The sequence below is a fragment of the uncultured Piscinibacter sp. genome (assembly GCF_937952055.1).
Classification (GTDB): domain Bacteria; phylum Pseudomonadota; class Gammaproteobacteria; order Burkholderiales; family Burkholderiaceae_C; genus Piscinibacter.
In genome coordinates this window covers 452,991-465,998 of record NZ_CALFYO010000020.1, presented here as the reverse complement: position 1 = coordinate 465,998, position 13,008 = coordinate 452,991, and the positions used below count along the sequence as shown (strand labels likewise).

Genomic DNA, 13,008 nt, shown 5'->3' with positions numbered 1-13,008 from the left:
GGCGCACGATGCTCGACACCGTCACCACCTACGGCAGTTCACTGCTCGGCCCTGCCTGGCCGGTCGTCTGGACCCTCGTGAAGATCGTCGCGGTCGTGTTGCCGCTGATGATCTGCGTCGCCTACCTCACGCTGTGGGAGCGCAAGGCCATCGGCTGGACGCAGATCCGTCCCGGGCCGAATCGAGTCGGACCCAAGGGCCTGCTGCAGCCGATCGCCGATGCGGTGAAGCTGATCTTCAAGGAGATCATCCTCCCGACCGCGGCGAACAGGGGACTGTTCCTGCTCGGACCGGTGATGACCATCATGCCGGCGCTGGCGGCCTGGGCGGTGGTGCCTTTCGGACCGGAGGTCGCGCTGGCCGACATCAACGCCGGCCTGCTGTTCCTGATGGCGATCACCTCGATGGAGGTTTACGGCGTGATCATTGCCGGCTGGGCGTCCAACTCGAAGTACGCCTTCCTCGGCGCGCTGCGCGCCTCGGCGCAGATGGTCTCCTACGAGATCGCCATGGGCTTCGCGCTGGTGGTCGTGCTGATGGTCTCGGCCAGCCTGAACATGACCGAGATCGTGATGGGGCAGAGCAGGGGCCAGTTCGCCGCGATGGGGCTGAACTTCCTGTCCTGGAACTGGCTGCCGCTGCTGCCGATCTTCGGCGTCTATGTCATTGCTGGCATCGCCGAGACCAACCGCCATCCGTTCGACGTGGTGGAGGGCGAGTCGGAGATCGTCGCCGGCCACATGGTCGAGTACTCGGGCATGGCCTTCGCGATGTTCTTCCTCGCCGAGTACGCGAACATCATCCTGGTCTCGACGCTGGCCGTGATCATGTTCCTCGGCGGCTGGTTGCCGCCGATCGACAGCGCGCTGTTCAACTGGATCCCGGGCTGGATCTGGCTCGGCATCAAGGTCTTCTGCATGTGCACGCTGTTCCTCTGGGTGCGCGCGAGCTTTCCGCGCTACCGCTACGACCAGATCATGCGCCTGGGCTGGAAGATCTTCATCCCGCTGACGCTGGTCTGGCTGGTCGTGGTCGGCGCCTGGATCCAGTCGCCCTGGAACATCTGGAAGTGAGGCGAGAACCAACCATGGCATCGGCTTCCACGCTCAAGGACTTCGTCTCCAGCTTCTTCCTGCTGGAGTTGCTCAAGGGCTTCAAGCTCACCGGGCGGCACTTCTTCCAGCGCAAGATCACCGTGCAGTTCCCGGAGGAGAAGACGCCGCTGTCCCCGCGCTTCCGCGGCCTTCACGCGCTGCGCCGCTACGAGAACGGAGAGGAGCGCTGCATCGCCTGCAAGCTGTGCGAGGCGGTCTGCCCTGCGATGGCGATCACCATCGAGTCCGACGTGCGCGATGACGGCTCGCGCCGCACCACGCGGTACGACATCGACCTGACGAAGTGCATCTTCTGCGGCTTCTGCGAGGAGAGCTGTCCGGTCGACTCGATCGTCGAGACGCACATCTTCGAGTACCACGGCGAGAAGCGCGGCGACCTCTATTTCACCAAGGACATGCTGCTCGCGGTGGGTGACCGCTACGAGCGCGAGATCGCGGCCACCAAGGAGGCGGACGCCAAGTACCGCTGACCGCTGCGGCGGCCGGCCTTCGCGCCTGCAACAACAACATGGACATGCAAACCGCGCTCTTCTACGTCTTCTCGGCCGTGCTGCTGTTCGCGGCCTTCCGCGTCATCACGGCGCGCACGCCGGTCTACGCCGCGCTCTACCTCGTACTTGCCTTCTTCAACGCCGCGTGTGTGTGGTTGCTGCTGCGCGCCGAGTTCCTCGCCATCGCCCTGGTGCTCGTCTACGTCGGTGCGGTAATGGTGCTGTTCCTCTTCGTCGTGATGATGCTCGACATGAACGTCGACGCGCTGCGCGAGGGCTTCTGGAAGCACTTCCCTCTGGCCGGCCTGATCGGCGTGGTCATCGCGCTGGAGATGGCGCTGGTGCTGATCCCGGGCTTCGACGTGAGCACGGCGCCGGTGGCCGACGCCGCGGCGCTGAAGATGGGCAACACCAAGCTGCTCGGCATCGAGATCTACACGCGCTACCTCTATCCGCTGCAGATCGCCGCGGTGCTGCTGCTGGTGGCGATCATCGCGGCCATCGCGCTGACGCTGCGCCGCCGCAAGGACTCGAAGTACATCGACCCGGCCGAGCAGGTGCGGGCGAAGAAGGCGGACCGCGTCCGCATCGTGCAGATGAAGGCCGAGGTGGAAGTCCCGGCACCGGCCGCGCCTGCGGGAGGAGACACCCCATGATCGGACCGGTGACACTCGGCCATTACCTGTCGCTCGGCGCGATCCTGTTCGCGCTGTCGGTGATCGGCATCTTCCTGAACCGCAAGAACCTGATCGTGCTGCTGATGGCCATCGAGCTGATGCTGCTGGCGGTCAACCTGAACTTCGTGGCCTTCTCGCACTACCTCGGCGACATGGCCGGCCAGGTGTTCGTGTTCTTCATCCTCACCGTCGCGGCGGCAGAATCGGCCATCGGTTTGGCGATCCTGGTGGTGCTGTTCCGCAACCGCTCCACGATCAACGTCGACGAGCTCGACTCGCTGAAGGGTTGAGACCGCCATGTCCGCTGCATTGAATCCCAATCTCCTGCTCGCGATCCCGATGGCGCCGCTGGCCGGTGCGGTGATCGCCGGACTGTTCGGCAAGACCGTCGGCCGCCGCGGCGCGCACAGCATCACCATCCTCGGCGTGCTGGTGTCGTTCATCCTCTCGGCGATGGTGCTGAAGTCCGTCGCCGTCGACAGCGCGCGCTTCAATGCCACGGTCTACGAGTGGATGGTGCTCGGTGACCTGAAGATGGAGATCGGCTTCCTCATCGACGGGCTGTCGGCGATGATGATGTGCGTGGTGACCTTCGTCTCGCTGATGGTGCACATCTACACCATCGGCTACATGGAGGAGGACCCGGGCTACCAGCGCTTCTTCTCCTACATCTCGCTGTTCACCTTCTCGATGTTGATGCTCGTGATGAGCAACAACTTCCTGCAGCTGTTCTTCGGCTGGGAGGCGGTGGGCCTGGTCAGCTATCTGCTGATCGGCTTCTGGTACACCAGGCCGACGGCGATCTTTGCCAACATGAAGGCCTTCCTGGTCAACCGGGTCGGCGACTTCGGCTTCATCCTCGGCATCGGCCTGATCGTCGCTTACGCCGGCACGCTCAACTACGGCGAGGCCTTCGCCAAGGGCCCGGAGCTGGCCAAGCTGACATTCCCCGGCACCGAGTGGATGCTGATCACGGTGACCTGCATCTGCCTGTTCATCGGTGCCATGGGCAAGAGCGCGCAGTTTCCGCTGCACGTCTGGCTGCCGGACTCGATGGAAGGCCCGACGCCGATCTCCGCGCTGATCCATGCGGCGACCATGGTGACCGCCGGCATCTTCATGGTGGCGCGCATGTCGCCGCTGTTCGAGCTGTCGGACACGGCGCTGAGCTTCATCCTGGTGATCGGCGCGATCACGGCGCTGTTCATGGGCTTCCTGGGCATCATCCAGAACGACATCAAGCGGGTCGTCGCCTACTCCACGCTCTCGCAGCTGGGCTACATGACAGTGGCGCTGGGCGCCTCGGCCTACTCGGTGGCGGTGTTCCACCTGATGACGCACGCGTTCTTCAAGGCGCTGCTCTTCCTCGCCGCGGGCAGCGTGATCATCGGCATGCACCATGATCAGGACATCCGCAACATGGGCGGCCTGCGCAAGTACATGCCCATCACCTGGATCACCTCGCTGCTGGGTTCACTGGCGCTGATCGGCACGCCGCTGTTTGCCGGCTTCTACAGCAAGGACAGCATCATCGAGGCCGTGCACGCCTCGCACCTGCCGGGCTCGGGCTTCGCCTACTTCGCGGTCATCGCCGGCGTGTTCGTCACGGCGTTCTATTCGTTCCGCATGTATTTCCTCGTCTTCCATGGCAAGGAGCGTTTCCGGCACAAGCCCTTCCCGGGCGAACATGACCACCATGACGATCACGGCGACGGCCACGCGCACGAGCCGCACGAGTCGCCCTGGGTGGTGACCGCTCCGCTGCTGCTGCTGGCCGTGCCCTCGGTGGTGATCGGCTACCTGACGATCCAGCCGATGCTCTATGGCGAGCTGTTCTCGGATTCGATCGTCGTCAACCTCGACAAGCACCCTGCCATGGCGGAACTGGCCCAGGGCTTCCACGGCGCGCTGGCGATGGCGACTCACGGCCTCAGCACGCTGCCGTTCTGGCTCGCCCTGGCCGGCGTGCTCACGGCTTACGTGTTCTACATGCTCAAGCCGGAGATCCCGGCCGCGCTTGCACGCATCTTCAGCCCGCTGGTGCGTGTGCTGGAGAACAAGTACTACATGGACTGGATCAACGAGACCATCTTCGCCCCGGCGGCGCGCGGCATCGGCCGTGGCCTGTGGAAGGGCGGTGACGTCGGCCTGATCGACAACATCGTGATCGACGGCTCTGCGCGTGCGGTCGGCGGCCTCGCGGCGCTGACGCGCTTCCTGCAGACCGGCTACCTCTACTGGTACGCGCTGGTGATGATCGTGGGCGTGATCGGCCTGATGACCTGGCAGCTGTGGCCCTACCTGGGCAGCCTGGGCGGCAAGTAGCGGACAGGACGGAGAACAAGAACATGGGTTTGCTCAGCCTGACCATCTGGCTGCCGATCGCCTGCGGCGTGCTGCTGCTCGCGCTCGGCCGCGACTCGAACGCGATCGCGGTGCGCTGGATCGCGCTCGTCGGCGCGATCGCCAGCTTCCTCGTCACCTTGCCGCTGATCGCGGGATTCGACACCTCCACCGCGGCGCTGCAGTTCACCGAGGCGCTGCCCTGGATCGAGCGCTTCAACGTGCGCTACGCCCTCGGCGTCGACGGCCTGTCGATGTGGTTCGTGCCGCTGACCGCCTTCATCACCGTGATCGTGGTGATCTCGGCCTGGGAAGTGATCACCGACCGCGTCAACCAGTACATGGGCGCGTTCCTGATCCTCTCCGGCCTGATGGTCGGCGTGTTCAGTGCTGTCGATGGCCTGCTGTTCTACGTCTTCTTCGAGGCCACGCTGATCCCGATGTACATCATCATCGGCATCTGGGGCGGCCCGAGGCGCGTCTACGCCGCGTTCAAGTTCTTCCTCTACACCCTGGCCGGTTCGCTGCTGATGCTGGTGGCGCTGGTCTACCTGTACTACAAGTCCGGCGGCAGCTTCGACATCCTCGCCTGGCACAAGCTGCCGTTGACGTCGACCTCCCAGACCCTGCTTTTCTTCGCCTTCTTCGCGGCCTTCGCGGTCAAGGTGCCGATGTGGCCGGTGCACACCTGGCTGCCGGATGCCCACGTCGAGGCGCCGACCGGCGGCTCGGTCGTGCTGGCGGCGATCATGCTGAAGCTCGGCGCCTATGGGTTCCTGCGCTTCTCGATGCCGATCGCGCCCGACGCCAGCCGCGAGTGGGCCTGGTTCATCATCGCGATCTCGCTGATCGCCGTGATCTACATCGGCCTGGTGGCGCTGGTGCAGCAGGACATGAAGAAGCTGGTGGCGTACTCGTCCATCGCGCACATGGGCTTCTGCACGCTGGGATTCTTCATCTTCAGCGAACTGGGCGTCTCCGGCGGCATCGTGCAGATGGTCTCGCACGGCTTCGTCTCCGGTGCGATGTTCCTGTGCATCGGCGTGCTCTACGACCGCGTGCACTCGCGCGAGATCGCCGCCTACGGCGGTGTGGTGAACACGATGCCCAAGTTTGCCGCCTTCGCCGTGTTCTTCGCGATGGCCAACAGCGGCCTGCCGGGCACGAGCGGCTTCGTCGGCGAGTGGATGGTCATCCTCGGCACGGTGAAGGCCGGCTTCTGGCTCGCCTTCCTGGCGGCCACCGCGCTGGTGTTCGGTGCCGCCTACAACCTGTGGATGGTCAAGCGCGTGTACTTCGGTCCGGTGGCCAACGCCCACGTCAAGGCGCTGACGGACCTGAACAGCCGCGAGTTCCTGATGATGGCCATCCTCGCCGTCGCCGTGCTCTGGATGGGCGTGTATCCCAAGCCCTTCACCGACGTGATGCACGTGTCGGTGACTGAACTGCTCAAGCACGTGGCGCAATCCAAGCTGGTCCCCTGACATGAACGAGATGAACTGGCTCGCCATTGCCCCCGAGGTCGTGCTGCTGGTCATGGCCCTGGTGGTCGCCATGGTCGACCTGTGGATCAAGCATCCGCGCCGCACGCCCACCTACCTGCTGGCCCAGGCCTCGCTCGCCGTGGTCGCGGCGATGCACTTGCTGCGCTTCGACGACGGCGAGACCTTCTACGCCGTGCAGCGCATGGTGGTGGCCGATCCGATGGGTCACCTGCTGGCCTTCTTCGCCACCCTGGCGACGATGGTCTCGCTCGCCTACGCGCGGCCCTATGCGGCCGAGCGCGACATCCTCAAGGGCGAGTTGATCACGCTGGCGATGTTCTCGCTGCTGGGCATCAACGTGATGCTGTCGGCGAACAATTTCCTCGTCGTCTACCTCGGCCTGGAGCTGATGTCGCTGAGCCTGTACGCGCTGGTGGCGCTGCGCCGCGATCACGCCGCGGCGACCGAGGCGGCCATGAAGTACTTCGTGCTGGGCGCCCTGGCCAGTGGCTTCCTGCTCTACGGACTCTCGATGATGTATGGCGCGACCCGTTCGCTGGACATTGCCGGCGTCTTCAACGCGATCGCCACCGGTCAGATCGACAAGGGCGTGATGGTGCTCGGCGTCGTCTTCGTCGTCTCGGGTCTGGCGTTCAAGCTGGGCGCCGTGCCGTTCCACATGTGGATCCCGGACGTCTACCAGGGCGCGCCCACGGCGGTCACTGTCCTGGTCGCCGGCGCGCCGAAGCTGGCCGCCTTCGCGATCACCATCCGCCTGCTGGTGGAGGGCATGTCCGGGCTGGCCGTCGACTGGCAGCAGATGCTGATCGTGCTGTCGGTCGCATCGATGGCGCTGGGCAACGTGGCCGCCATCGCGCAGACCAACCTGAAGCGCATGCTGGCCTATTCGACCATCGGGCAGATGGGCTTCATGCTGCTCGGCCTCACGCCGACGGTGGTCGCCGGCAATACGCTGTCGGCCGCCAACGGCTACAGCTCCTCGATGTTCTACGTGCTCACCTACGTGTTCACCACGCTGGGTACCTTCGGCATCGTCATGCTGCTGTCGCGCGCCGGCCACGAGTCGGAGCAGATCGACGACCTGAAGGGTCTGGCGCGGCGCAGCCCCTGGTACGCGGCCGTGATGGCCATCTTCATGTTCTCGCTGGCCGGCATCCCGCCGACGGTGGGCTTTTACGCCAAGCTGGCGGTGCTGCAGGCGATCGTCTCCACCAACGTCGCGCTCTACATCTGGCTTGCCGTGATCGCCGTGCTGCTCTCGCTGGTGGCGGCGTTCTACTATCTGCGCCTGGTCAAGGTGATGTACTTCGACGAGCCGCTCGACACGCACCCCATTGCCAGCACCGGAGAGGTGCGCACGATCCTGTCGCTCAACGGTGCGGCCGTGCTGGTGTTCGGCATCCTGCCGGGCGGCCTGATGGCGCTGTGCGCCCAGGCGATCGTCAAGGCGCTGGGCTCCTGAGCGTGCGGGCGTGAGCCAGCCGCCTGCCGGCGCCGACGACGCGCACCTTCGCGAGGAAACCGTCGCCACCGAGACGGTGTTCCATGGGCGCCTGCTCGAGGTTCGCCGCGACCGCATCCGCCTGCCCGATGGCGGCGAGGCGACGCGAGAGTTCATCGTCCACCCCGGCGCGGTGATGATCGTCCCCATCCTCGACGATGGTCGGCTGGTGATGGAGCGCCAGTGGCGCTACCCGCTGGAATGCGTCATGCTGGAATTTCCCGCCGGCAAGCTGGAGGCTGGTGAGCCGACGCTGGACTGTGCGCAACGCGAACTGTTCGAGGAAACCGGCTATCGCGCTCGTGAATGGGCGCTCGCGGGCGTGCTGCACAACGCCATCGCCTACTCGAGCGAGCGCATCGAGATCTGGTTCGCGCGCGGCCTGAGCGCGGGGGAGCGCCAACTCGACGATGGCGAGTTTCTCGACCTGCAAATCTGTTCCGTCGAGGAGCTCGATCGCCTCTGCGGCACCGGCGGGGTCACCGACGCGAAGACGCTGGTCGGGCTGCAGTGGTTGCAGAATTGGCAAGCCGGACGCTGGGCCATCCCGGGACTTAAGCCCCGCTGAACCCTGCCGGCCCATAATCGGGCCCATGAAGGTCCTGAACCTGCGCTGCGCCCATGACCATCGCTTCGAAGGCTGGTTCGGCTGCGACGACGACTTTGAATCGCAGTCGTCGCGCCAGCTGGTGAGCTGTCCGGTCTGTGGCGACAGCGCCGTCTCCCGCCTGCCCACTGCGCCGCGCCTCAACGTCTCCGGCCTGAAGCAGGAGGTCGTCGGCGCGGAGCCGGGGCAGGCCGTGCAGGCCGCCTGGGTGCAGGCCGTCCGGCACATGATGGCCCATACCGAGGACGTCGGCGAGCGCTTCCCCGAGGAAGCGCGCCGCATCCACTATGGGGAAGCGCAGGCACGTGGCATCCGTGGCCAGGCCTCGCGCGAAGACGCCGACGCCTTGCGTGAGGAGGGCATCGAAGTGCTGGCAGTTCCCGTTCCCGCCGCCCTCAAGGGCCCGCTGCAGTAACCGCAGCGACCGTCCTCAGAGCATCCGGCCCGGGTTCATGCGGCCCAGCGGGTCAAGAGCCTGCTTGATCGACATCATCAGCTTCAGCGCCACCGGCGACTTGCGCCGGGCGAGCTCGTCTCGCTTGAGCGCCCCGATGCCATGCTCGGCGGAGATCGAGCCGCCATGGGCCGTCACCGCGTCGTAGACGATGCGGTTGACCTCCGCCTCGCGGTCGGCGAGAAAGCGTTCCGCAGGCACGTCCAGCGGCGCCTGCACGTTGTAGTGCAGGTTGCCGTCGCCCAGATGGCCGAAGTCGACCAGGCGCACGCCGGGCACGGCGCGCTCCAGCGCCTCGTCGGTGGCGCGCACGAAGGCCGGGATGCGGGAAATCGGCACCGAGATGTCGTGCTTGACGTTCAGCCCTTCGAGGCTCTGCGCCAGCGGGATGGACTCGCGCAGATGCCACATCGTCTTGGACTGCTCGAGGCTGGCCGCCACGGCGGCGTCGGTGATCAGGCCGCGCTCGAATGCGGCGGCGAGCAGGTCCTCGAAGCGCTGCGCGGCGCCGGCCTGGTCGTCGCTGGCGGACTGTTCGAGCAGCACCGTCCAGGCGGCGCCGGGCACAGGCTGCGGCAGCTGCGGGAAGTGCTGCCGCACCAGCTCGAGCGAAAAGCGGTTCATCACCTCGAAGCCGGTCAGCGAAGCGCCCAGCCTGGACTGTGCGAGGCCGAGGAACTCTACCGCCGAGTCCAGCCAGTCAAGCGAGGCCATCGCCGTCGTCACGGCCGCAGGCTGCGGGTAGAGCTTGAGCGTGGCCGCGGTGATGACGCCCAGCGTGCCCTCGCTGCCGATGAAGAGGTCGCGCAGGTCGTAGCCTGTGTTGTCCTTGCGCAGGCCGGACAGGCCGTCCCAGACCTCGCCCTCGGCCGTCACCACCTCCAGCCCGAGGCACAGATCGCGCGCATTGCCGTAGCGAACCACCTGAGTGCCGCCGGCGTTGGTGGCGAGATTGCCGCCGATGGTGCAGCTGCCCTCGGCGGCCAGGCTGAGCGGAAACAGCAAGCCCTTGGCCGTGGCCGCATCCTGCACGAGCTGCAGCAGGCAGCCGGCTTCGACGGTCATGGTCAGATTCGCGGTGTCGATCTCGCGCACGCGGTTGAGGCGGCCGAGGTGCAGCAGCACCTGCGTGCCACTGTCGTCGGGCACCGAGGCACCCACCAGGCCGGTGTTGCCGCCTTGCGGCACGATCGAGACCCCTGCCCCGACGCAGGCGCGTACCACGGCGGCGGTCTCGACGGTCGAGCCCGGGCGCACCACCAAGCGGGCGCGGCCACGAAAGCGCTTGCGCCAGTCGACCTCGTAGGCGGACAGGTCGCCGCCCTGCAGCACGTGCGCCGTGCCGACGATGCCGCGCAGCGTCGCTTCCAGCGTCATGCGGCACTCTCCTTTCCCGCTCGCAATCGCCAGCGCACATGCGCCGCGCAGGCGGCGAACAGCAGCAGGCACAGGACGATCTCGATCACCGCCAGCGCCGCCGACGGGCCAGCGTCGCTGGTGGCCCGCACCACGCCCTCGGTGAAGTAGAGCCAGACCATCAGGCTGACCCAGCGGTAGGTGTACATGCGACGCTTGAGCAGCCCGCCCAGGGGGAGCGTCAGCGGCAGCACCTTCAGCGCCAGCGTGCCGTTGCCGGTCGGGGCGAGCCAGAGTTCCCAGGCCAGGCCGAGCGCGATCAGGCCGAGCAGGCTGGCCACCGCGACGCGCTGCGTCCAGGCCACCGCAGAGGAAGGTGCGTGCTGCATCGCTGGCTATGATGCCAGCAATGAATCTCCCGTCCCATCTGAAGTCCCGCCTCGAAGAGAGCTGGCGCGAGCGCATCGCGCTGCTCGTCGAGACGCTGCAGAACTGGCCCTGGATGGACACGCTGCGTACGCTGCGCCAGCGATTCCGCGAGGACCACCTCGGATTGACGGCGAGCAGCCTGACCTTCACGACGCTGATCTCGCTGGTGCCGCTGGTCACGGTGACGCTGGCGGTCTTCGCCGCCTTCCCGATGTTCGCCTCGTTCCAGGAATCGTTGCAGAAGTACTTCCTGCAGAGCCTGGTGCCCGACAACATCGCCAAGCAGGTGATGACGGCGCTGACCCAGTTTGCCGCCAAGGCCAACCGGCTCGGCACGGTGGGCCTGGTGTTCCTGTTCTTCGCCGCGCTCGCGCTGATGCTGACCATCGATCGCACGCTCAATGCCATCTGGCGCGTGCGCAAGCCGCGGCCGATCGCACAGCGCGTGCTCGTCTACTGGGCGGCGGCGACGCTCGGGCCGCTGGTGCTGGGCGTGAGCCTGAGCCTCACTTCCTATGTGATCTCGGCCTCGCGCGGCCTCGTCTCCGAACTTCCTGGCGGCGTGAGCCTGCTGCTCAACACCATCGAGTTCGTGCTGCTCGCCGCCGGCATGGCCGCGCTGTTCCACTACGTGCCCAACACCCATGTGAAGTGGCGCCATGCGATCGCTGGCGGTGTGTTCGTGTCGATCGGCTTCGAGGTGGCGAAGAAGGCGCTGGCCTGGTACATCGCCCAGGTGCCGACTTTCGCGGTCGTCTACGGCGCCTTCGCGACGCTGCCGATCCTGCTGGTGTGGATCTACCTCGGCTGGGTGATCGTGCTGCTCGGGGCGGTCATCGCCGCCTATGCGCCGAGCCTGCAGATGCGCGTGGCACGCTGGCCCGATGCGCCGGGTTCGCGCTTCGGGCTCGCGGTGGCCTTGCTCGTCGAACTGGAGCGTGCGCGCCGTGGAGAGGCTCGCGGGCTGAGCCTGGCCGAACTGTCGGAATCGCTGCGCGTCGACCCGCTGCAGGCCGAACCGATCGTCGATGCGCTGGTCGAGATGGACTGGCTGGCGCGGCTCGACGAGCCAGGAGCGGCGCGCTACGTGCTGCTCGCCGAGCCGGCCACGACGCCGGCTGCGCCGCTGCTCGCGCAAATGCTGCTCGAGCCGTCACCGGCGCTGCGCGCCTTTCGCGACCGCGCGGGCTTCGACCGCCTCACGCTGGCCGAACTGCTGCAGCGCTGAGCTCGGTGCGCACCGTGCCGTGGTGCTGCACGCGGTCCTTGCCCAGCCGTTTGGCGGCGTACATCGCATCGTCGGCCGCCTGCAGCAGCTTGAGTGGATGCTGCGCGTCTGCCGGTGCGAGCGCATAGCCGATGCTCGCGCTGACGCCTCCGCCGCTGACCGCGAGGCTCACCTGGCGCACTGCCTCGAGCATGTGCAGCGCCAGTGCGCGCGCGCCCGATGGCCCGCGCACCGCCGCGAGCACGAGGAACTCGTCGCCGCCGAAACGGCCCACGGAGTCGTCCGCGCGCACGCTTTTCTGCAGGGCCTGAGCCACCCTGACGAGCAGCGCATCGCCCTCGCGATGGCCGAGCCGGTCGTTGACCGCCTTGAAACCGTCGAGATCGACGAAGAACAGCGCCACCGGCTCGTGCGCGGCGGTGACCAGCGCCGCCTCGATGCGATCCATCATGGTGCGCCGGCTGAGCACGTCGGTGAGCATGTCGCGCTCGACACTGCGGCGCAATTGCTCTTGCGCGACGGTGAGGTCGTGCACGTCGATCGTCACGGTGTACAGGCCGACGACGTTCTGCTCGGCGTCGAAGTCGGGCACGTAGCTGGTGCGCAGCCAGCGCGGGCCGCCGCCGGGGTTGTAGGCCAATCCGTCGACCAGCCTCGTGTACTGCACCGTCTTGCCCTCGAGCGCGCGGCGGAAGTGCGGTTCATGCTCGGCCCAGCGCCGCTGGCCGCGCGCCGCTCCGATGTGCCGGCCGAGCAGCTGCTCGGCGGGCTTGCCGGCCATCTCGCAGTAGGCCTTGTTGACGAAGCGCAGCACGAACTCGCGATCGACGTAGGTCAGCGGATAGGGGATGTTCTCGGTGAAGCGGTCCAGGCGCACGCGCGCGGCAATCAGCGCTTCGCGCGCCGTGATGTCTTCGTGGATGTCGGTGGCAATGGTGAACACCGAATGCACCTCGCCGTTCGCGTCGGCGTCGGGGAACACCTGGATGCGCGCCCAGCGCCCGCTGAGCGTGCCGTGGCGCAGCAGCCGCTCGTAGCTCGTCGTCGCGCCGCGGAAAGCGCGCTCGAAGGCAGGACGGGCCCGATCCCAGGCTTCGTCGCCATAGAGCTCGGCGAGCGTGTGGCCGAGCAAATCGTCGCGCGTGCGGCCCGACCACATCAGGTAGGGCGCATTGCAGAACACCAGCCGAGACTCGCGGTCCCAACGACCGATCGGCAGCGCGACGACGTTGACGAGCCGCTCGATCGAGCGGGAGGAGGTGTCGGCGGAGTCGGGCATGGATGCGGAAGACGGCTGGCCCT

At 66.7% G+C, this 13,008-nt stretch carries 13 protein-coding genes; 10 read left to right on the top strand and 3 right to left on the bottom strand.

Going from position 1 to position 13,008, the window contains the following annotated elements:
- The first annotated feature begins 8 nt into the window (after positions 1-8).
- Genes nuoH through Q0599_RS13000 form a run of 9 tightly spaced genes read left to right on the top strand, consistent with a single transcriptional unit; the run spans position 9 to position 8,654 of the window.
- Complete coding sequence (gene nuoH, locus Q0599_RS13040) at positions 9-1,073, top strand: NADH-quinone oxidoreductase subunit NuoH (protein WP_298830039.1); 1,065 nt, start codon at positions 9-11, stop codon at positions 1,071-1,073.
- Positions 1,074-1,087: 14 nt separating this feature from the next.
- Complete coding sequence (gene nuoI, locus Q0599_RS13035) at positions 1,088-1,585, top strand: NADH-quinone oxidoreductase subunit NuoI (RefSeq protein ID WP_209386185.1); 498 nt, start codon at positions 1,088-1,090, stop codon at positions 1,583-1,585.
- 38 nt (positions 1,586-1,623) lie between these two features.
- Positions 1,624-2,262: an NADH-quinone oxidoreductase subunit J gene (locus tag Q0599_RS13030; protein ID WP_298830038.1), complete on the top strand. Its 639-nt coding sequence runs from the start codon at positions 1,624-1,626 to the stop codon at positions 2,260-2,262.
- A complete protein-coding gene (nuoK, locus tag Q0599_RS13025) occupies positions 2,259-2,573 on the top strand; it encodes an NADH-quinone oxidoreductase subunit NuoK (RefSeq protein ID WP_298830037.1) in 315 nt (104 codons plus the stop codon). Before Q0599_RS13030 ends, nuoK begins: the two co-directional genes overlap by 4 nt.
- Positions 2,574-2,580: 7 nt before the next feature.
- The gene (gene nuoL / locus Q0599_RS13020) at positions 2,581-4,608 is read left to right on the top strand and encodes an NADH-quinone oxidoreductase subunit L (protein ID WP_298830034.1); all 2,028 of its coding nucleotides are present in this window, start codon (positions 2,581-2,583) and stop codon (positions 4,606-4,608) included.
- Positions 4,609-4,631: 23 nt separating this feature from the next.
- Positions 4,632-6,110 (top strand): NADH-quinone oxidoreductase subunit M, encoded by a 1,479-nt coding sequence (locus tag Q0599_RS13015; RefSeq protein WP_298830032.1) that lies wholly within the window; start codon positions 4,632-4,634, stop codon positions 6,108-6,110.
- 1 nt (position 6,111) lies between these two features.
- On the top strand, positions 6,112-7,593 hold the full coding sequence (nuoN, locus tag Q0599_RS13010; RefSeq protein WP_298830030.1) for an NADH-quinone oxidoreductase subunit NuoN: 1,482 nt from the start codon (positions 6,112-6,114) through the stop codon (positions 7,591-7,593).
- Positions 7,594-7,603: 10 nt separating this feature from the next.
- Positions 7,604-8,200, top strand: a complete 597-nt coding sequence (locus tag Q0599_RS13005; RefSeq protein ID WP_298830028.1) for an NUDIX hydrolase — start codon at positions 7,604-7,606, stop codon at positions 8,198-8,200.
- A 25-nt stretch (positions 8,201-8,225) separates the two neighbouring features.
- Positions 8,226-8,654, top strand: a complete 429-nt coding sequence (locus tag Q0599_RS13000; protein WP_298830026.1) for a DUF1178 family protein — start codon at positions 8,226-8,228, stop codon at positions 8,652-8,654.
- 15 nt (positions 8,655-8,669) lie between these two features.
- Here Q0599_RS13000 and Q0599_RS12995 read toward each other — a convergent pair whose 3' ends face one another.
- Both Q0599_RS12995 and Q0599_RS12990 read right to left on the bottom strand, forming a co-directional pair.
- Positions 8,670-10,070, bottom strand: coding sequence for an FAD-binding oxidoreductase (locus tag Q0599_RS12995; protein WP_298830024.1), 1,401 nt, complete (start codon positions 10,068-10,070; stop codon positions 8,670-8,672).
- On the bottom strand, positions 10,067-10,438 hold the full coding sequence (locus Q0599_RS12990) for a DUF2069 domain-containing protein (RefSeq protein WP_298830023.1): 372 nt from the start codon (positions 10,436-10,438) through the stop codon (positions 10,067-10,069). The genes Q0599_RS12995 and Q0599_RS12990 overlap by 4 nt, the downstream gene beginning before the upstream one ends.
- 20 nt (positions 10,439-10,458) lie before the next feature.
- On the opposite strand from Q0599_RS12990, the gene Q0599_RS12985 reads away from it, so the two are divergent.
- Complete coding sequence (locus Q0599_RS12985; RefSeq protein WP_298830022.1) at positions 10,459-11,706, top strand: YihY family inner membrane protein; 1,248 nt, start codon at positions 10,459-10,461, stop codon at positions 11,704-11,706.
- Here Q0599_RS12985 and Q0599_RS12980 read toward each other — a convergent pair.
- Positions 11,678-12,985, bottom strand: coding sequence for a GGDEF domain-containing protein (locus Q0599_RS12980; RefSeq protein WP_298830021.1), 1,308 nt, complete (start codon positions 12,983-12,985; stop codon positions 11,678-11,680). The genes Q0599_RS12985 and Q0599_RS12980 overlap by 29 nt on opposite strands.
- Between the last annotated feature and the right edge of the window lie 23 nt (positions 12,986-13,008).